11 protein-coding genes are annotated in these 19,362 nt (G+C 71.8%); 3 read left to right on the forward strand and 8 right to left on the reverse strand.

Annotated features, from left to right (window positions below):
- Positions 1-10 precede the first annotated feature (10 nt).
- The 7 genes from CACI_RS38565 to CACI_RS38595 form a co-directional block, all read right to left on the reverse strand.
- Positions 11-1,429, reverse strand: coding sequence for a dipeptidase (locus CACI_RS38565; protein ID WP_015796353.1), 1,419 nt, complete (start codon positions 1,427-1,429; stop codon positions 11-13).
- A gap of 47 nt (positions 1,430-1,476) precedes the next feature.
- Positions 1,477-2,892, reverse strand: a complete 1,416-nt coding sequence (locus tag CACI_RS38570; RefSeq protein WP_015796354.1) for an aldehyde dehydrogenase family protein — start codon at positions 2,890-2,892, stop codon at positions 1,477-1,479.
- A gap of 56 nt (positions 2,893-2,948) precedes the next feature.
- Complete coding sequence (locus tag CACI_RS38575; protein ID WP_015796355.1) at positions 2,949-4,307, reverse strand: ABC transporter substrate-binding protein; 1,359 nt, start codon at positions 4,305-4,307, stop codon at positions 2,949-2,951.
- Between the two features lie 159 nt (positions 4,308-4,466).
- Complete coding sequence (locus CACI_RS38580) at positions 4,467-7,841, reverse strand: ATP-dependent helicase (protein ID WP_015796356.1); 3,375 nt, start codon at positions 7,839-7,841, stop codon at positions 4,467-4,469.
- Positions 7,838-11,200 carry an ATP-dependent helicase gene (locus CACI_RS38585; protein WP_041540726.1) on the reverse strand — a complete coding sequence of 1,121 codons (3,363 nt, stop codon included), beginning with the start codon at positions 11,198-11,200 and terminating at the stop codon, positions 7,838-7,840. Before CACI_RS38585 ends, CACI_RS38580 begins: the two co-directional genes overlap by 4 nt.
- Positions 11,201-11,394: 194 nt before the next feature.
- A complete protein-coding gene (locus CACI_RS38590) occupies positions 11,395-13,713 on the reverse strand; it encodes an ABC transporter permease (RefSeq protein WP_041543489.1) in 2,319 nt (772 codons plus the stop codon).
- 5 nt (positions 13,714-13,718) lie between these two features.
- Entirely contained in the window at positions 13,719-14,504 is a 786-nt protein-coding gene (locus CACI_RS38595; protein WP_015796359.1) for an ABC transporter ATP-binding protein, read from the reverse strand.
- A gap of 84 nt (positions 14,505-14,588) precedes the next feature.
- Here CACI_RS38595 and CACI_RS38600 point away from each other — a divergent pair, with 84 nt between their 5' ends.
- Together CACI_RS38600 and CACI_RS38605 are read left to right on the forward strand one after the other, a co-directional pair.
- Positions 14,589-15,464, forward strand: coding sequence for a sensor histidine kinase (locus CACI_RS38600; RefSeq protein ID WP_015796360.1), 876 nt, complete (start codon positions 14,589-14,591; stop codon positions 15,462-15,464).
- The gene (locus CACI_RS38605) at positions 15,461-16,144 is read left to right on the forward strand and encodes a response regulator (protein ID WP_015796361.1); all 684 of its coding nucleotides are present in this window, start codon (positions 15,461-15,463) and stop codon (positions 16,142-16,144) included. The genes CACI_RS38600 and CACI_RS38605 overlap by 4 nt, the downstream gene beginning before the upstream one ends.
- A gap of 84 nt (positions 16,145-16,228) precedes the next feature.
- Here CACI_RS38605 and CACI_RS38610 read toward each other — a convergent pair whose 3' ends face one another.
- On the reverse strand, positions 16,229-16,606 hold the full coding sequence (locus tag CACI_RS38610) for an MGMT family protein (RefSeq protein ID WP_049871854.1): 378 nt from the start codon (positions 16,604-16,606) through the stop codon (positions 16,229-16,231).
- A 148-nt stretch (positions 16,607-16,754) separates the two neighbouring features.
- On the opposite strand from CACI_RS38610, the gene CACI_RS38615 reads away from it, so the two are divergent.
- Positions 16,755-19,319, forward strand: a complete 2,565-nt coding sequence (locus CACI_RS38615) for a lysylphosphatidylglycerol synthase transmembrane domain-containing protein (RefSeq protein WP_015796363.1) — start codon at positions 16,755-16,757, stop codon at positions 19,317-19,319.
- Positions 19,320-19,362 lie beyond the last annotated feature (43 nt).

Genomic DNA, 19,362 nt, shown 5'->3' on the forward strand with positions numbered 1-19,362 from the left:
CCGGTCGGCCTCAGCGCTGCTCGGCCAGGTCCGACCACAGGTAGGCGGCCGCCTCGGCGCCCTTGAGCAGCAACGGGATCGTCACGCTCTCGTTCGGCGAGTGCCAGCCGTCCGAGGGCAGCGACACCCCGAGGAACACCACCGGCGCCTCGACGACCTCCTGCAGGTCGGCCTCCGGGCCGGAGCCGCCCTCGCGGGTGAACAGCACCTCGCGCGGGTCGTCCAGCTCGCCGAACGCCTTGCCCATGGAGCGGGTGATCGCCTGCACCGCCGGGTGGTCCAGCGGAGTCATGCAGGGCTTCACGCCGTCGGACTCCCAGTGGAGCCCGCCGGTCAGACCGGCCGGGATGTTGGCGAAGAACCAGTCCTCGAACTTCTTCGCCACGTCCAGCGGCGCCTGCCCGGCGACCAGGCGCATCGAGATCTTGGCGTGCGCCTCGGCCGGGACGATGGTCTTGTGGCCCGGCCCGGTGTGCCCGCCCCAGAAGCCGTTCAGCTCGAACGTCGGGCGCGCCCAGACCCGCTCCAGCGTGGTGAAGCCGGCCTCGCCGGCGGTCGCGGCGGACTTGGCGTTGCCCAGCCAGGCCTGCTCGTCGAAGGGCAGCTTGGCGAACATCTCGCGGTCGGTGTCGGTCAGCTCGACCACGCCGTCGTAGAAACCGGGGATCACCACGCGCTTGTCGTCGTCGTGCACCCGGCCCATGAGCCGGACCAGCTCGGTCAGCGGGTTCGGGATCGCGCCGCCGAAGGAGCCGGAGTGCACGTCGTTCGCCGGACCGCTCAGGTCGGCCTGACCGGTGATCATGCCGCGCATGCCGGTGCAGGTGGACGGCGTCTCGCGGTCCCACATGCCGGTGTCGGAGACCACGACGACGTCGGCCTTCACGCGGTCCCGCTTGTCCTCCAGCAGGGCGCGGAAGTTCGGCGAGCCGGACTCCTCCTCGCCCTCGGCGATGATCTTCAGGTTCACCGCCGGCGCACTGCGCCCCGTCACCGCGAGGTGCGCGCGCAAGCCCAGCAGGTGGAACGCCAGCTGTCCCTTGTCATCCGCAGCGCCTCGCGCGTACAGCCGGTCGCCCTTGACCGTCGGCTCGAAGGGCGGGGTATCCCACAGGTCCAGCGGCGTCACCGGCTGCACATCGTGGTGGCCGTAGACAGCGACGGTCGGCGCGTCATCGTCCCCTGAAGGCCATTCGGCGAACACCGTCGGCAGGCCCTTGCCGCCCGCGGTCTCCCAGATCTCCACCGTCGGGAAGCCGATCTCCCGCAGCTTCGCCGCCAGCCACTCCGCCGACCGCCGGACCTCCGGCGCACTCGCCGGGTCCGAGGAGATCGACGGGATGCGCAGCCACTCGTTGAGCTCGGCGAAGAACTCGTCGGCGTGCTCGGCTACATACGGACGGACGGCTTTGTCCGAGGCAGAAGTCATGCCTGCACCTTACTCCTGCCCCGGACCGCCGATCTTGCCGGAACCGCTCAGCCGACCAGGTCCGCGGGGACGCCCTGAAGGGCCACCGGACGGATGAACCGCCGGATCGCCTCAGTACCCACCGAGGTGCTCCAGGACGCCGACGTCGCCGGCCACGGACCGCCGTGCTGCATCGCCTCGACCACCGCGACGCCGGTCGGCACACCGTTCCAGACCACGCGTCCGGCCTTCGCCACGAGCGAGGGCAGCAGGGCGCGGGCCGCCTCGCGGTCGGCGTCGCTGGCGTCGTCGGCGATGATCGTCGCGGTCAGCTGCCCTTCCAGCGAGTCGGCGAGCGCCGGGTAGTCCGCCGGGTCCGCGCGCACGATCACCGCGGCCGGGCCGAAGTGCTCCTCGCGGTAGCCGCCGGTGAAGTCCTTCGCGGTGATCTCCACCGCGAACGGCAGCCCGGACCGCGAGTCAGCTTCCTGACCCTCCCCTGCCGCGAAGCGCGCGTCGGCGCCGGATTCGGCGGTCTGCTCGCTCCAGCGCCGGTGCGCGGCGGCCATGCCCTCGGTCAGCATCGGGATCGCGGCGTTGTCCGCGATGAGGCCGCCGGTCAGGGCGCCCAGCGCCGCACCGTCGTCGCCCTCCGGCACGAACACCACGCCCGGCTTGGTGCACAGCTGCCCGCCCGAACCGGTCACCGCCCCGGCCAGCGTCTGCGCCCACTTCTGGCGGCCCGCCTCGTCGGCGATCGCGCCGGGCAGCACGAACACCGGGTTCACGCTCCCCATCTCGGCGTACACCGGGATCGGCTCGGGACGCGCGGCCGCCGCGTCCATCAGCGCCCGGCCGCCGCCGAACGAACCGGTGAAACCGACCGCCTTGATCGCGGGGTGCTGCACCAGCTCGATGGAGAGCTTGTTGGGGTCGCCGTCGGTCGACTCGGCGTCCAGGAAGCCGAAGGTCCCCTCCGGTGCCCCGGCGCCGGCCACCGCCGCGCTCAGGATCTCGGCGATCCGGCGCGACAGCCGCGGCTGCGCCGGGTGGCCCTTCACGACCACCGGGCAGCCGGCGGCCAGCGCCGAGGCGGTGTCGCCGCCGGGGACGCCGAAGGCGAACGGGAAGTTGGACGCCGCGAACACCGCGACCGGCCCGAGCGGGACGTCGACCGTGTACACGTCGGCGCCGCCGAGCCCGGCGCCCGGCGAGCTGCGCCGGGACAGGTGGCGGCCGGCGGCGACGTGGTCGCCGTACAGCCGCAGTTGGCCGGTGGTCCGGGTGACCTCGCCGTCCAGCCGGGCGGACGTCAGAGCGGTCTCCGTGCCGGCCAGCTCGACGAGCTCCGCGCGCGCCGCGTCGACGGCGTCGGCGCACGCGTGGAGCAGGTCCCGCCGCCGCTCGGCGTTCCAGGAGCCGTAGACGCCCGCCGCTGCCGCCGCCGCGCCGGCGGCCTGATCCAGTGTCGTGTGATATGTCACCGAATCAGGGTAACCCCGTTTACACGAGTGCCCAACCCCGGCCCGGAGAATGACCGCTATGTGGTCGGTGACGCCGCCCCGGATCGCGCCCAGAACGCCGCCGAGTCCGTCTTGAGCTTGCCGACGAACTGTTGCGGGGTCAGCTTGCCGGTCATGAACGCGACCGAGGCCGGCTGGAAGACGGCGGTGTACCACTTGGAGTCGTCGCGCATCAGCGCGTCCTGGTCCGGGAACACCGTGCGGTTGGTCAGCGCGGTCTGGACCGAGGCCAGCACGCCGGGCGCGGTGATGTCGATGCGCGGCGTGATGTTGCCGGCCTCCGAGGAGATCTTCGACAGCTGCGCCTTGGCCATGAAGTAGAGGACGAACTTCTCGGCGGCGTCCGCGTTCTTGCCCGCCTTGGGCACGGCGAAGCCGAAGAAGTTCACGCCCGCGGAGTTGTCCGAGGGCAGGCCGCCCTGGTTCGGCATCGCCGGGAAGACGAAGCTGTCCACGTCCGCGGTGCGCTTGGTCTCGCTGGGCACCCAGCTGCCGCCCAGGATCAGCGCGGCCTTGCCGGCCGCCCACGCGTTCTGCTGGTCCTTGGCGTGGGTGCTGGTGGTCCCGGTGTCCTCGGTGTTCCAGCCGGGGGCGAAGTCGCCGCCCTTCACCAGGGTCTCGAGCTTGGCCGCGCCGTCGATCAGGCGCACGTCGTTCCAGCGGCTGTCGCTGCCGGCCGCCGCCGGGTCGTGCTCCTCGGCGGTGCGCTTGAACTGGCTGGGACCGAGTTCGCGCTCGAACATCCACTCCACCCAGTAGGCGGCGTTGCCCTCGGTGGCGTCCAGCGCGAGCGGCACCTGGCCCTTGCCTTTGATCTGCTGCAGCACGGCCATGAACTGGTCCCAGGTCTGCGGCGGGTCCGCGGACAGCTGCGGGAACCGGGTCTTGTCGAAGAAGACCGCCTCGGAGGCGACCTCGTAGGGCACCATCACGATGGCGCCGTTCTTGTCGGTGAGCATCGGTGTGTACTTGTCCGGCAGGGCGTCGGTCAGATTCTGGTTCTCGCCGGGTACCGGCTGCTGGTAGAGGTCGGTCAAATCGTCGACGGCGACGCCCTCCGCAGCGGCGCCGAGGATCGTGTTGACACTGCCGTCGGACAGATCCGGCACCGGCTTGCAGGCCTTGACGGCGGCGGCGATGTCGTCCAGCACCGCGCGGCCGTGCCACTGCACGGTGACCGTGACCCCGGTGGCGGCCTTGTACGCGGCCAGCGCCTCCTTGATCACCGCGGCCTGCGGCTCGTCCTCCTTCCACATGGACCAGTAGGTGAAGGACTTCGCGCCCCCCGACGCTCCGCCTCCCCCGGTCGCCTTCGACTGCGCGCTGCTGGAGCAGGCGGGCACTGTCACGGCGATGACGAGCGCCGCGGCTGTCACGGCTATGTTCCGTCTCTTATGTCTTCCCCTGGACTGCGATGGCATGACGGAAGGGTACGACCACAGGGAAAGCGCTTACAACGGGGGACGGCGAATATCTTCGTCCACTGATTACCCTGCGTACGCACCGCTCCGGACCGGCCACCGGCGACCGGCGTCTCAGCCGTCTCCGAACAGCTCCTCGAGCTCTTCGCGGTCGGGCAGTCCGGTCGGGCGGACGGTCTCGCCGCCGCGCACGTAGACGAACGCCGCGGACACCGCCGACAACGGCACCCCGCGCATCTCGGCCCAGGCCAGCCGGTAGACGGCCAGCTGGACCGGGTCCGCGTCTTGCGACCGCGAGGTCTTCCAGTCGACGACTTCCCATCCGTCAGGAGTCTTATATACGGCATCGATGCGTCCGCGCACCACCCGCCCGGAGAGCACCACCTGGAAGGGCTGCTCCACGGCCGCCGGCACGGAATCGGCCCACGGCGTGCGCAGGAACGCGTCCTGCAGCTCTTTGAGATCCACTTCGTCGGCGATCTCCTCGTCGGCGGCGCCGGGCAGATCCTCGTACTCGAACAGCGCCTGCTGCCCGAACAGCGACTCGATCCAAGCGTGGAACTTGGTCCCCAGACGCGCCGAGGGCTGCGGCGGCTGCGGCATGGGACGCGCCAGCTCACGGCGGAAGCGCGAGGGGTCGTTGCGGTACCGCAGCAGCTGGGAGGCCGACATCGAGGACGGGAGCGGGGCGTAGCGCTGGATGGAGTCGCCGCGCTTGAGCTCCTCGAGCAGGGCTTCCAGGTCGCGGTCCCAGGAGGCGATGGCCGAGCGGTCCTCGGCGGTGGCGGCGTGCTCGGCGTCGATGACGTGCGGCTCGCCCGGCGCCTCCGGGGCGCGTTGGGCAGGCAGGAGATCGGTCATCGGTTCGCCGTTCTCGTCGAAGAACGGGACCGGTTCCAGGGCTCCACTTCGCGCGAGCGCGCCTTCACCAGCGCCGGCATCGGGCTGCTCGGCAGCTTGAGGTTCCTCAGAAGCCGGCTCGGCGCCGATCGGCTCGCCGAACGCCTCAGCCTGCCGCCGCCGCAGCGCCGTGACCACCATCTCCGCCCCGATCCGCCGCCGCTCGGCCGCCTCGGCGTCCGGCAGCACCGGCCAGTGCGCCTCGGTCGCGCCGAGGCTGGGGTTCACGGCGTCGGGGTCGGGCTCGGCGGCCCAGGCGACGACCTCGCCGTGGCCGTCCTGGCAGTGCTCGAACAACCCGCTCAGCCAGGTGTCCGGGCCTCGGCGCTTCTTCTGCGTCGGACCCCACCAATGCCCCGAGGCGGTCAGGTAGTAGCGCGGCCGGGTGACCGTCACGTACTCCAGCCGCAGGTCCTCCCAGGACTCGTACTCCTTGGCCTGCTCCTTGAAGGACTTGAACGCCGCGGTGTTGCCGGCGTCGTCCAGGACCGGCAGGTGCTCGGCGTCGCCGCGCAGCGGATAGGGCAGCACCGCGCCGGAGCCGATCCAGGACTCGCGCGGCTTCTGCCCCGCGCCGGACAGGTGCGGCACGAACACCGCGTCCCACTCCAGGCCCTTCGACTTGTGCATGGTCAGCAGCTTCACCGAGTCGCCCTGCGAGGGCAGCGAGGCGTCGATGCCCCGTTCGTGCCGCTCGGCGGCCTTCAGATAGGCACGGAAAGCGGTTACTGACTGATCGCCCTCGAGGTCCTGGAAGTCGGCGGCCCGGACCAGGAACGCCGCCAGCGTCTCGGACGAGCGCTGCGCGACCAGCTTCGGCGACGCCGCGACCTCCACGTCCAGCCCGGTCACCGAGATCACCCGGTGCAGCACGTCCAGGACCGGCTCGGACAGCCGGCGGCGCAGGATCCGGATCTCGGAGGCGAACCGCGCGAAGCGGACCCGCGCCGCCTCGGAGAACGGCAGATCAGGGCCCGGATCCGCCATGGCGTCGGACAGCGACACCACCTCGGTCGGGTCGGAGCCGGCGACCGCCTCGGCCAGCCGGTCGCGGCCGGCCCGGTCGGCGTACTCGGCCGGGTCGCGCACCAGCTCCCTGGCGCGCATCCCGAGCAGCGCCAGGTCGCGCGCGCCGATCCGCCAGCGCGGCCCGGTCAGCAGGCGCACGAGTGAGGCGTTGGCGATCGGTTCGTCCAACACGTCCAGCATCGCGATCAGGTCGGCGACCTCGGGCAGGTGCACCAGCCCGGACAGCCCGACCACCTCGACCGGCAGCCCTTGGGCGTGCATCTCCTCGTACAGCGGCGGGATCTGGTTGCCCTTGCGCACGAGCACCGCGATCTCGCGCAGCGAAACGCCGCCCCGGTAGTGCGCGTCGGCGACCATCCGCGCGACCCACCGCACCTCCTCCTCGGCGGTCTCGGTCAGCCCGACGCGGGTCCAGCCCTGATCGGCCTTCTCCGCCGAGGGCCGCAGCTCCCGGACGCCGGTGTGCCGCTGGCGCAGCGGGTCCGACACCACGTTCGCGAACTCCAGCAGATGGCCGCCGCTGCGCCGGTTCTCGCTGAGCGTGTAGCCGCGGGAACGGGCGCCGTCCGCCTTCGCGAAGTGGTCCGGGAAGTCGTCGAGGTTCGCCACCGAGGCGCCGCGCCAGCCGTAGATGGACTGGCAGGGGTCGCCGACCGCGGTGACCGGATGGCCGCCACCGAACAACCCGACCAGCATCCGGCGCTGCGCGACCGACGTGTCCTGATACTCGTCGAGCAGCACCACCTTGAACTTCTCGCGCTCGATCGCCCCGACCTCGGGCCGCTCCTCGGCCAGCCGCGCGCCGAGCACCATCTGGTCGCCGAAGTCGATCAGGTCGCGGCGCACCTTCAGGTCCCGGTAGCGCTCGACCAGCTCGGACAGCTCGACCCGCTGCCGGGCGATCTCGGCGGCCTTGAGGAAGTCGGTGTAGCCGCGCTTGGCCTTGCCGCTCTTGGGGTCCCGGAAGGATTCAGCCTGCCCTATGAAGGCTTCCTCGTGTTCGCGCAGCTCTTCCGGGCTCACCAGGTGCTCGGACAGCTCGCCGTCCAGAGCCAGCACCTTGTCGGCGAGGTCAGCGACCTTGCCCTTGAAGTAGCGCAGCTCCTTGGGACCGCGCACGGCGGTGACGGCCAGCTGGTAGCGCGTGGCGTCGGCGAGCAGCCGCGCCGAGGGCTCCAGACCCAAGCGCAGGCCGTGCTCCTTGATCAGGCGGTCGGCGTAGGCGTGGTAGGTCGAGACCGTGGGCTCGCCGACCGATTCCGTGAGGTCGGAATCCGGGTCGTCGAGTTCTTCGTCTTCCAGCTTCCGCAGGGCTTTGCGGATGCGCTCCGCCAGCTCGGCGGCGGCCTTGTTGGTGAAGGTCAGCCCGAGCACTTCGTGCGGCCCGACCTGGCCGGTCCCGACCAGCCACACGACGCGGGCAGCCATCACGGTCGTCTTCCCCGACCCCGCGCCGGCCACGATGACGGCCGGCTCGAGCGGCGCCGTGATGGCTTCGAGCTGTTCTTCCGTGTAAGGAACCCCGAGCAGTGCTTTGAGATCTTCGGTGTCCCGGATCAAAGGAGTTGCTTTCCCTCGGGCTGTTTCGGGCAGCACTTGCGGAAGACGCAGGTACCGCACTGTTTCTCGCCGTACGCGGCGAAGTTCTCGTCCAGGACCCGCGCCGCCATCGTCGCGAGCTTCTTCTCGATCGGCGTCTCGCCGGGCAGCTCCAGCGAGGGGTCCTGCTCGGCGGTCTTGGGGAGCCCCGCGGCGTCGCCCTCGCGCAGGAACACCAGCTCGGCGCCGCCGGACTCGTTCGAGACGCCCTGTATCGCGCCCTCGCGGACCACCAGCTGGTAGACCGCGAGCTGCGGGTGCTCCTGGGCCTCGTTCTTGGTCGGCACATTCTTGCCGGTCTTGAAATCGACGACGTAGACCAGCCCGGCCTCGTCGGTCTCCACCCGGTCGAAGGACCCGCGGATGCGCAGGTCGAAGCCCTCGCCGTCCTCGCTGTCCCCGGCGCCGACGTTGAGCCGCACGTCGAACTCCTGCTCCGAGGAGTGCAGCAGCCGGCCGCGGTCGGTGACGTGCCAAGCCAGGAAGCGCTCCAGAGCCGCGCGCGCCTCTTCCTTCTGTTGAGGGGACTGCCACTGTGCTTCGAAGGACAGCCGGTCCCAGACCCGGTCCAGGCGCTCCATCAGCACGTCGAGGCGCGCCGGAGTGTCGCCCTTGGCCACCTCGTCGGCGAGGACGTGCACCACGTTGCCGAAGCCGAGGGCGACGGTCTTCTGCTCGTGGGCGGCGGCCTCGTGGTCCAGGAACCAGCGCAGCGAGCACTCGTCTATGGCCGCGACCTGGCTGGCCGAGAGCAGCAGCGGCTTGGCCGGGTCGCGCACCGGCTGCTCGGAGGCGGTCTCCTCGACCAGACCCCACCACTTGTCCGGGTGTGCCGAGGGCACCAGCGGCCGGCCGTCCCCGGCCTGCGCGTCGGCCAGCCGGGCCAGCCGCTCGGCGGCGGCCTGCCGCAGCTGGTCGGAGCTCTTCGGGTCGGTCAGGACCCGGCGCAGGTCGGCGACCAGGGCCGGGATCGCCAGGGCGCGCTTGCGCAGCCCGGGCAGCGGCTGCACCTCGACGCCGAGTTCGTACACGAACCGCGAGGGCGCCTCGGCCGCCGCGTCGTCGCCGATCAGGGCGCTGTCGACGGCGGTGACCACCAGCCGCTCGCGAGCCCGGGTGGCGGCCACATAGAACAGCCGGCGCTCCTCCGCGAGAAGCGTCGACGCCGTCGGGATCTCCTCCATGGACCGTAAACCGTTACGGCCGATCAGGTCGGCCTGGAGCAGCGAACCGCGCAGGCGCAGGTCCGGCCACAGACCGTCCTGCACCCCGGCGACGATCACGAAGCGCCACTGCAAGCCCTTGGACTTGTGCGCGCTCATCAAGCGCACCGCGCCGCCGCGCGAGGACTGCGCCGCCATCGAGTCGCCGGCCAGCTCCTGCGCTTCCAGGTCGGCGATGAAGTTGCGGACGCCGCGGCCGGTCGCGCGGTCCTCGGCGCGGGCCGCGTAGTCGAAGAGCACGCACACCGCGTCCAGGTCGCGGTCGGCGGCGCGGCCGGTGTTGCCGCCGCGCTGCGCGGTGCGCTCCAGCCGCTCGGGCCAGCGGTGCGCGCGGTTGCGGTCGCGCTCGTCCCCGCCGCCGCTCCACAGCTCCCACAGCGCGCGCTCGACCGAGCCGCCGCCGCGCAGGATCTGGCGGGTGCGCAGCAGGAGCATGCCGAGCCGCCGGGCCGGTTCGGCGACGTCCTCGTCCATGGCGACCAGGCGCGCCGGCTCGGCCAGCGCCTCGCGGAGCAGGACCTCGCTCGGGCGGACGCCGTTGACGCTGGGCTCGGTGATCCGCGCGAGTTCTGGCACGACAGCACTGTGCTCTGCGGGGACACCCCGCACCCCGTTCTGGTTCGCGGCGCGCTCCTCGGCGCGCAGTGCGCGGGCCAGCTTGCGGAGTTCGAACGCGTCCATGCCGCCGAGCGGTCCGGACAGCAGGGCCCGCGCCACGTCCGGCGTCAGCGCGGCCTCGTTGTCCGCCACCCGCAGCGCCTGGAGCAGCACGGCGACCGCGGGCTCGGCGGCCAGCGGCAGCTCGTCGCCGGAGGTGTCGACCGGCACGCCGGCCGCGATCAGCGCGCGCCGCAGCGCCGGGATCGACCGGGTCGCGGAGCGGACCAGCACGGCGATCTCGTCCCACGGGACGCCGTCCTCCAGGTGCGCGCGCCGCACCATGTCCACGATGTTGTCGAGCTCGGTGTTCGGCGTCGGGAAGGTGAAGACCTGGACCGAGCCCTCGATCGGCTCGCCGTCGGCCACCGGGCCCTCCGCCGCCAGATCCCGGTGCTCGCGCACCTTCTCCGTCGGCAGCAGCGGGATCGGCATGCGCCGGGTCAGGTCGCGCGAGGCCTTCAGCAGCGCCGGTCCGCAGCGGCGCGACGTGCGCAGCACCGCGGTGTCGGCCGGGCTCCCGTCCATGCGCCGGAACGCCTCGGGGAAGTCGAGGATGCCCCGCACGTCCGCGCCGCGGAACTGGTAGATGGACTGGTCGGGGTCGCCGAAGACCACCAGGTCCGCGCCGTCCCCGGCGAGCGCCTGCAGCAGCCGCACCTGCGAGGGGTCGGTGTCCTGGTATTCGTCCACGAACACCGCGCGGAAGTCGTGGCGCAGCTCGCGGCGCACGTCCTCCTGCCCGGCCAGCAGCACGGCGCGGTGCACCAGCTCGCCGTAGTCCAGGACGCCCTGGACGTCGAGCACGTCGAGGTACTCCTCGAAGAACGCCGAGGCGGCGTACCAGTCGCCGCGATCGGCGCGCCGCGCGGCCTGCGCCAGCTCGGTCGGGTCCAACCCGAGTTCCCGCGCGCGGGCGAGCACGGTCCGCAGTTCCTCGGCGAAGCCACGGGTCGCGAGCGCCGCGCGCAAGTCTTGCGGCCACTGGATGCGCTCGCCGAGCGCACCACCACCTATCCCTACGTCGATGCTGCCGGAGACCAAATCGCGGACGAACACGTCTTGTTCGGGTCCGGAGAGCAGCCGGATCGGCTCGGTGAACAGCTCGGGGTCCTGGAAGCGGCGGACCAGCGCGTAACAGAAGGAGTGGAACGTGGTCGCCAGAGGCGCGACGCCGGACAGCGGCAGCCGCCGGCCGATGCGGTCACGCAGTTCGGAGGCGGCCTTGCGGCTGAAGGTGAGGATCAGCACCTGATCGGGGCGCAGCGCCGCGCGATCAGGATCAGTCTTGGAGATGACGGCCTCGACCAGCGTGTGCGTCTTCCCCGTGCCGGGCCCGGCCAGCACCAGCAGCGGCCCGCCGGGGTGATCGACGACGCGGCGCTGCGCCGGGTCCAGCGGGGGTCCGCTGACCTGGGCCGGGGCCTGCGTGTCGAACAAGGTTTCGAGTCCTTTGCCGGCGGGTATACCCGAGCGATACACCACGGTCCTCTATGACAACACAGACCACCGACTGTCACGCCCGATTCGGCAAGGGATCTTGCCTGCGCGCCGATCATGCCCTATGGGCGTAGGGCCCGCGGGATCGCCCCCGGGCCCTCCGCCTTTGCCGGCTCACTCCTTTGTGGCGGCGGTCATTCGCTGCGGAGCACCTCGGAGATCGACGCGCGCGCCGCGGACCGCGCCGGGACCAGCGCCCCGAGCACCGCGATCCCGACCCCGGCCAGGAACATCCAGGCCAGCAGCGGCACCGTGTAGACGTGCACCATGCTCGGCGCGAGGTCGATGCCCTGGGCCTTGGCGCTCACCGAGACGATCAGCGCGTGCAGGCCGTAGCCCAGCGGCAGGCCGGCGATCCCGCCGAGCACCCCCAGCAGCCCCATCGAGGTCACGATCATCCCCACCACCTGGCGCGGGGTCATGCCCACCGACTTCAGCATCCCCAGATCGCGGCGGCGCTCCCGGGTGGTGAGCAGCACGGTGTTGAACACGCCGAGGGCGGCGACCAGGCTCAGGATCACGGTGATGACCGCTGCGAAGACCCGCAGTCCGACGTTGGGGTCGCCGTAGTCGCGGACGGTGACGTCCCAGGCCGGGTCCAGCGCCCGCAGCTCGGCGGCCAGCGCCTGCCGGTCGGTGCCCGCCGCGGCGTGTACCTCGAACCCGTCGGCCTGACGTCCCGGCGACAGCTGCCGCAAGGTGCTCCAGTCGGCGTAGAACATGCTGTCCCCGCCGGTGATGTCCTCGCCGACGATGACGCCCTTCGCGGTGCGGCCGTCCGACTCCACGGTCAGGGTCTGCCCGATCGCCAGGTGGTGCAGGTTCAGGAACCGCGCCGGGGCGACGATCTGGTGCGGACCGTCGAGCCAGTGGCCCTTGAGCATGGTCCAGCCCATCTTCGCCGAGTCACCGCCGTAGAACTGGACGTTGACCTCGCTGGTCATCCCGGCCACCCCGACCATGGCGCCCGCCTGGGGCGCCACGCCGTCGACCCCTGCGACCCCGCGCATCGCCTGCTCCAAGGCGGCTGGATCCAGGGTGACCGGCTTCGCCTGATCGTGGCCGATGTCGATGGCCACCGCACCGACCCGGTCCGAAGCCCTGCTGGCATCGCTCAAAGTGCGCGCCAGGCCGTTGGCGAAGACCACGGTGGTCACCCCGAGCAGCACCGCCGCGAAGGTCAGGGCGCTGCGAGCGGGCCGGGCGAAGGGCAGTCCCAGGCCCATGCTCACCGGGCGCGGCAGCCGCGAGCCGGCCAGCTTGCGCTGCACCTTCAACCCCCGGCCGCGCTTGGGCGCCGAGCCCGCGGAGATCGCAGAGATCGCCGACATCCCCGCCGCGCGCCCCGCCGGAACGTACGCCGACAGGGCCACCAGCAGCGGCACTCCGATCAGACACGCCGCGAGCGCCGACAGGCTGATCCCGGGCTGCCCGCCGAGCGAACTGAACGCCTTCTCCATCAGCGGCCCGGCCAGCACCGCGCCGATCGGCAGCCCGATCACCGTCCCGGCGACCGCCGGCACCGCCATGGTCGCCACGTACACCCGCACCACCTGGCGCGGAGTGAAGCCGATGGTCTTGTAGACCCCGATGTCCTTGTATCCGGAGACCACGGCGCCGCTGACCACGTTCAGCACGATCAGCACCGCGACGGCCAGCGCCAGCACGCCGAAGGCGATCACCATCGGCAGCAGGCTCTCCAGCTTGGCCAGCATCTCGGCGCGGCTGGTGCGCCAGGACTGGAACCCGGTGAGGGTGCCGGACGGCAGCCCGGCGGTCGCGGACGCCACGTCCGCCTTGACCTCGGCGTCGCTGCCGGCGTGGGCGAAGCGGTAGAGCATCTGCAGATGGTCCGGGTGCAGCGCGCTCATCTGAGCCGGCGCGACCCAGGCGTCCGCGGTCTGCGATACCGAGTACGCGTAGCCGACGACGGTGAAGGTCGGCAGGCCAGGTCCGGTGATGGTGGCGACGTCCCGTCCGGGCGGCCCGGGGAGCGGCTCGCCCCCCGGCGCGTTCAGCACGATCTCGCCCGGCGCGCTCGGCCAGCGGCCGCGCCACAGGTGGACGCGGTCGACGTCGCCGGGTCCGGGCCGCGGCCGGCCGACCACGGTCAGCTCCGTCAGACCGCCCCGGTTCGGGCCCATCTGCACACTGACCTGCGCGGACTCGAAAGGTCCGGCCGCGCTGGCGACCCCGGTGGCATGCGCGGTGGCGGCGAGCTGCTGCGCGGTGGTCTTGGCGCCGTCGAAGGCGACGACGGCGTGCGCTCCATGCTGCTGCCGGAAGGCCTGCTCGAAAGGCCCGTTCGAGGCCTGGAGCAGCCCCAGGCCGAGCACCGCGCTCATCGCGGACAGGGCGACCACGAGCCCGATGACGAAGGTCTGCACCTTGCGCCGGCGCACGGCGGCCCGCGAGGCGCGCCAGACCGGTCCCTTGGCGAATCTCAGCCTCATGACGCTCACGCGGTCCTCTCCAGCGCGCGCTCGGCCACGATCCGGCCGTCGGCGACCTCGACCAGGCGGCTGGCGCAGCGGGTCGCCAGGCGCTGGTCGTGGGTCACCATCAGCAGGGTCTGCCCGAGCTGGTTCAGGTCGATCAGCAGATCCATCACCTGCTCGCCGGAGCGGCTGTCCAGCGCGCCGGTCGGCTCGTCGGCCAGCAGCAGCGCCGGCCGGTTCATCAAGGCCCGGGCCACCGCGACGCGCTGGCGCTCGCCGCCGGACAGCTGCTGCGGGTAGGCGTTCTTGCGGTCGGCGATGCCCAGCTCGCCCAGCAGCTCCAGCGCCCGGCGCCGCGCCTGCCCCGCCGGGACCCCGGCGAGCTGCGCGGTCAGCGCGACGTTGTCCAGCGCGGGCAGGTCGTCGATGAGGTTGAAGAACTGGAAGATCATCCCGATCCGGCGGCGGCGGAACAGCGCCAGACCGGTCTCCGACAGCGCGCCGAGGTCTTCGCCGTGCACGACGACCCGGCCGGAGCTGGGCCGGTCCAGCCCGGCGACCAGGTTCAGCAGCGTGGACTTGCCGCAGCCGGACGGGCCCATGACGGCGACAGCCTCGCCCTGGCGGATGTGCAGGGTGACGCCGTCGAGGGCGGCGGTGTCCCCGAAGTCCTTGCGGATGGCGTCGAGGCGGACGATCGGCCCGGCGGGCCCGGAGGCGGATCCGGACTCGGACACGGACGCGGACACGGACGCGGGCTCGACGGGCCCGGAGGTCCCTGCGGACTCGGCGGCGGTAGCGGTCATGTGATCAACGTAAGGTGGGGCGGCACCGCGGCGGATCGGTCCGTGGTGGTAATCGTCCGGGCCTCTCATCCTGGAGATGTAGACATGCTGTGGGTGCTGGTGGGGGCGCTGCTCGTGGCAGGCGCGGCGGGCGCGGCCGCGAGCCGGCTAGCGGTGCTCCTCCGCCGCGAACGCGGGAGGTACACCCGCGCCATCGAGGAGCGCGGCTGGCTGCTGGAACGCGAGCGGGAGAGCGCCGCGCAGCAGGCCGTGGACCTCGAGCGGTCACGGATCGCCCGGGAGCTGCACGACATCGTCAGCCACAACGTGAGCATGATGCTGATTCAGGCCGGCGCGGCCCGGCAGGTGCTGGCAGCCGCCCCGGCGCAGAGCGCGACCGCCGAGGAACCGGCTGCGTCCGGAGTCGCCGAAGACGCGCTGCTGGCCGTGGAGAGCGCGGGTCGCGCGACCATGACCGAGCTGCGGCACCTGCTCGGCGTCCTGGCTCCGGCGGCGGACGGCCGCGACCAGCCCGGCGCCGGCGCCGATCCCGCCCTGGCGCCGCAGCCGACCCTGTCCCGGCTCTCAGCACTCGTCGACAAGATCGCCTTCGCCGGGCTGCCGGTGGACGCCCGCATCTCCGGCGAGCCGCGTCCGCTGCCCGGCGGCATCGACTCGACCGCGTACCGGATCGTGCAGGAAGCCCTGACCAACGCCCTCAAGCACGGCGGCCGCGACGCCGCGCTGACCATCCGCTACGACGACCGCTACCTGCGCATCGAGATCCTCACCGCGGGCCACGGCTCGCTGGACGAGGTCGGCACCGAACCCGCACCTCGCGGCGGCGAGAGGATCGGTACCGGCCGCGGCCTGACGGGCTTGAAGGAACGCGTCGCGGTCTACGGCGGCGACCTCGACGCCCGGCGGCGCCTCGGCGGTGGTTTCCGGGTCCGCGCGAAGATACCTTTGGACGAACCATGAATCCCCGAGTCCTGATAGCCGACGACCAGGTCCTGGTCCGCACCGGTTTCCGCATGATCCTGACCGCCAACGGCATCGAGGTCGCCGGCGAGGCCTCCGACGGACTCGAGGCGGTCGAAGCCGCCGCGCGGCTGAAGCCCGACGTGGTCCTGATGGACATCCGCATGCCGAACCTGGACGGCCTGGAGGCGGCGCGCCGGATCCTGGCCGCCGACCCGGCGATCCGGATCCTCATGCTCACCACGTTCGATCTGGACAAGTACGTCTACGACGCGCTGGCCGCCGGCGCCTCCGGCTTCCTGCTGAAGGACGTCACCCCCGAGCACCTGGTCGCCAGCGTGCGACTGGTCGACACCGGGGACGCGCTGCTGGCGCCGTCGATCACGCGGCGGCTGGTGGAGAAGTTCGCGGCGCCGCCCGCCGAGGACGCGGGCGGCGCGAAGGCGTCCCCAGCGGTCCACCGCGACCTGGCGGCGCTGACGCCGCGCGAGCGGGAGATCCTGGCGCTGATGGGACGCGGGCTGTCGAACACCGAGCTCGCGGCACGTCTGGTGCTGTCGGAAGCGACCGTGAAGACCCATGTCGCCCACATCTTTACCAAACTGTCACTCCGCGACCGGGCGCAGGCTGTGGTGGTCGCTTACGAGACCGGGCTGGTCGCGCCCGGGGACGGGGACTGAGTCCGCCTGGGCTGCGCGTTCTCTTCCTCTTCTAGAGGAAAGATCCCAGCTTCTTAAGGGAAGACCCCCTACTTACCCGGTCCTCTACTCCGCGGCGAAGTCGCTGGGCACCTCGTCCATCGCGCCGCTTCCGACGGTCCCGTCTTCCGCAGGCCACCAGCGTGCACGGACCATGTCGACCCGGCCGCCGTCGGGCTTCAGCGGGGTGCCCTCCTCGCGGTAGTTGGCCAGCGCCTCGCGCTCGTGCCCGGGCAGGAAACCGCCGTCGCTGCGCACCACGCGCCACCACGGGGACCCGCCGCCGTACTTGGCCATGGCCGTCCCGACCTGGCGCGGACCGCCCTCGCCGAGCCATTCGGCGACCTCGCCGTAGGCCATCACCCGGCCTGGCGGGATCCGGTCCACCACGTCGAACACCCGCTCCACGTACGGAGGCAGTTCGGGTGGTTTGGTCACGTCCATCACTCCTGTCGAGGTAATCCGCCGTGCCCGGGGGAACCCCCTCGTGGGACGATCAACCACAGTCGCCGCACTCGCGGGGCGCCAGGGACTATCGTCCTTGTGTCCGGCACGGCGCAAGACGACTACAAGAGCAGAAGACAGGTGGACAGTGGCAGGGGAGCCCGGCACCGCCTCGCCGGCCCGACCAGGTCCGGTCGAGGCCGCCACGCCTGCCGTCAGCCTGCCCTCCGCCGGGTCGGGCGGCCCCGGTACGCCGCGGGAATCCGGAACCGAGGATAGCTCAGGCCCGCTCGGCGCGCGCCTGCTGAATCCCGGTTCGGCGCTGCCCGCGCCGGTCATCGACGAACCCCCAGAGCCACGCCGCATACGGCGCCCGGCGGACCTGCTCCGCGCGGTGGCCAGCTTCGTGTTCATGCTCCTGTTCTTCCTCATCGGGATGGTCGCCGGCGGCACCACCCGAGGCGCGGAATCGGACATCTCCAAGCTGTCCGCCGACCAGAAACTCCCGTTGGGTCTCGTACTGGCGGTGACGTCGATTCTGCTCGCGGTGGTTCCCATCGTGCTGGCGATCGACCGGTTGCTGCGGCGCGACTCCCGGCGCGTGGTGGACTCGGTGCTGGCCGCGGCGATGGCCTACCTGGCCGCGGTCGGGCTGAACGCCATCGTCTCCTCGCCGCACACGCCGAAGGCCATCCGCGACGCGCTGACGCTGCCGACCAACGCCGCCGGGGACACCGCGGCGTTCCACATCTACCTGACGACCGTCGTGGCGTATCTGACGATCATCGGGTTCTCCAACCGGCACAACTTCCAGACCGCGACCTGGATCGCGCTGATCGCCTACGGCGTGGTCACCCTGATCCAGGGCGACGCGACGATCATCAGCCTGGCCGAGACCGTGCTGCTGGGCCGCCTGGTGGCCTTCGGCTGGCGCTGGGCCCGCGGGGTGATCAACGACCGGCCCACCGGCGAGGCGGTCCATCAAGCTCTGTCCGACGCCCGGCTGGACCCGCTGTCGTGCCGCCGCGTGCCGGACACCGAGGACGTGCGGCGCTACGCGGTGGCCACCGCCGGACACGGCGACGTCGACGCCATCGTGCTGGACCGCGACCAGCAGGCAGCCGGACTGGTCTACCGGCTCTACCGCCGCGCCCGGCTGCGCGGCCCGGCGCAGCGCCGCAACCTGCTGAGCCTGCGCCGCATGCTGGAGCAGGAGGCGCTGATGTCCTACGCGGTCACCGCCGCCGACATCCGCACCCCCCGGCTGCTGGCCGTGCGCGACCTCGGACCGGACACCGGCATGCTGGCCTACGAGCTGGTCCCGGGCCGCACCCTGGAGCAGTTGGAGGAGGGCGAACTCACCGACGAGCTGCTCAGCCAGCTCTGGTCGATGCTCGCCGAGCTCCACGAGCACCAGCTGGCGCACCGCCGGCTGTCGGCGCACGCCTTCCTGATCGACGACGACGGCCAGCCCTGGCTGACCGACCTGCGCCTCGGCGAGGTCGCGGCGGGCACGCTGTCGCGCCGCCTGGACACCGCCGAGATGCTGACCGTGACCAGCCTGTACTTCGGCCACGAGCGCAGCGTCGCCGCCGGCGTGGCCCGCCTCGGCGAGGACAACGTCGCCGCGGCCCTGCCGATGCTGCAACCGGTGATCCTGACCCGCAACACCCGCGCCGCACTGAAGAAGTCGAAGGGACTGCTGAACAACCTCCAGGAGGCGGTCCAGGCACTGCACCCCTCGGTCGAGCCGGAGCCGGTGAAGCTGGAGCGGTTCGGCCCGCGCGCCCTGTTCTCCGCGGTCGGCCTGTCCCTCGCGGCGTACCTGCTGCTGGCGTCGAACTACTCCTGGTCCGGCCTCACCGCCGTGAACTGGTGGTGGACCGCCGCAGTGGCGCTGGCCTCGGTCGCGACGTACGTCGCCGCAGCAATGGCCCTGGACGGCTTCGTCCCAGAGAAGCTGAGCTGGGGACGCACGATCCTGTCCCAGGTGGCGGCCTCCTTCGTCACCCTGGTCGCCCCGGCAGCAGTCGGCGGCGTCGCGGTGAACACGCGCTACCTCCAGCGCACCGGCCTCCCGACCCGCGCAGCGGTGACAGCAGTCGGCGCCCAGCAGATCATGGGCCTGGTCCAGCACCTCCTGCTGATCCTGATCTTCGGCGTCATCGCCGGCAGCTCCGGAGACAACAGCGGCGGCGGCTCCCACGCCTCCAGCGCCACCCTGATCGCCATCATCCTGGCCCTGGCCCTCCTGGTCCTCCTGATCGCGACCATCCCCCAACTCCGCCGCTTCGCTGTGAACCGCCTCCGCCCCCTCGTAGCCGGCATCCTCCCCCGCCTGATGGACGTCGCCCAGAACCCCATCAAGCTCGCCCGAGGCCTCGGCGGCACCGTGATCCTCTCCCTCCTCTACATCTTCGCCCTCTGGGCCTCCATCCAGGCCGCCGCCACAGACGACCGAGCAGCCAAAATCAACTTCGCCGTCGTAGCAGTGGTCTTCCTCACCGCCCAAGCCGCCGGCTCCATCGTCCCCACCCCCGGCGGCGTAGGCGGCGTAGAAGGCGCCCTCATCGGCGCCCTGACCACCTTCGGCCGCCTCGACACCGGCCTGGCCACCACAGCCGTCCTGCTGTTCCGCCTCATGACCTTCTGGCTGCCGGTCCTACCCGGCTGGATCGCGTACAACTACATGACGAGGCGTGGGGAGCTGTAGCTCCAGCTCTGATCGAGTCGGTCACGAAACTCAAGAAGAAGTC

The sequence above is a fragment of the Catenulispora acidiphila DSM 44928 genome (assembly GCF_000024025.1).
GTDB classification, from domain to species: Bacteria; Actinomycetota; Actinomycetes; order Streptomycetales; family Catenulisporaceae; genus Catenulispora; species Catenulispora acidiphila.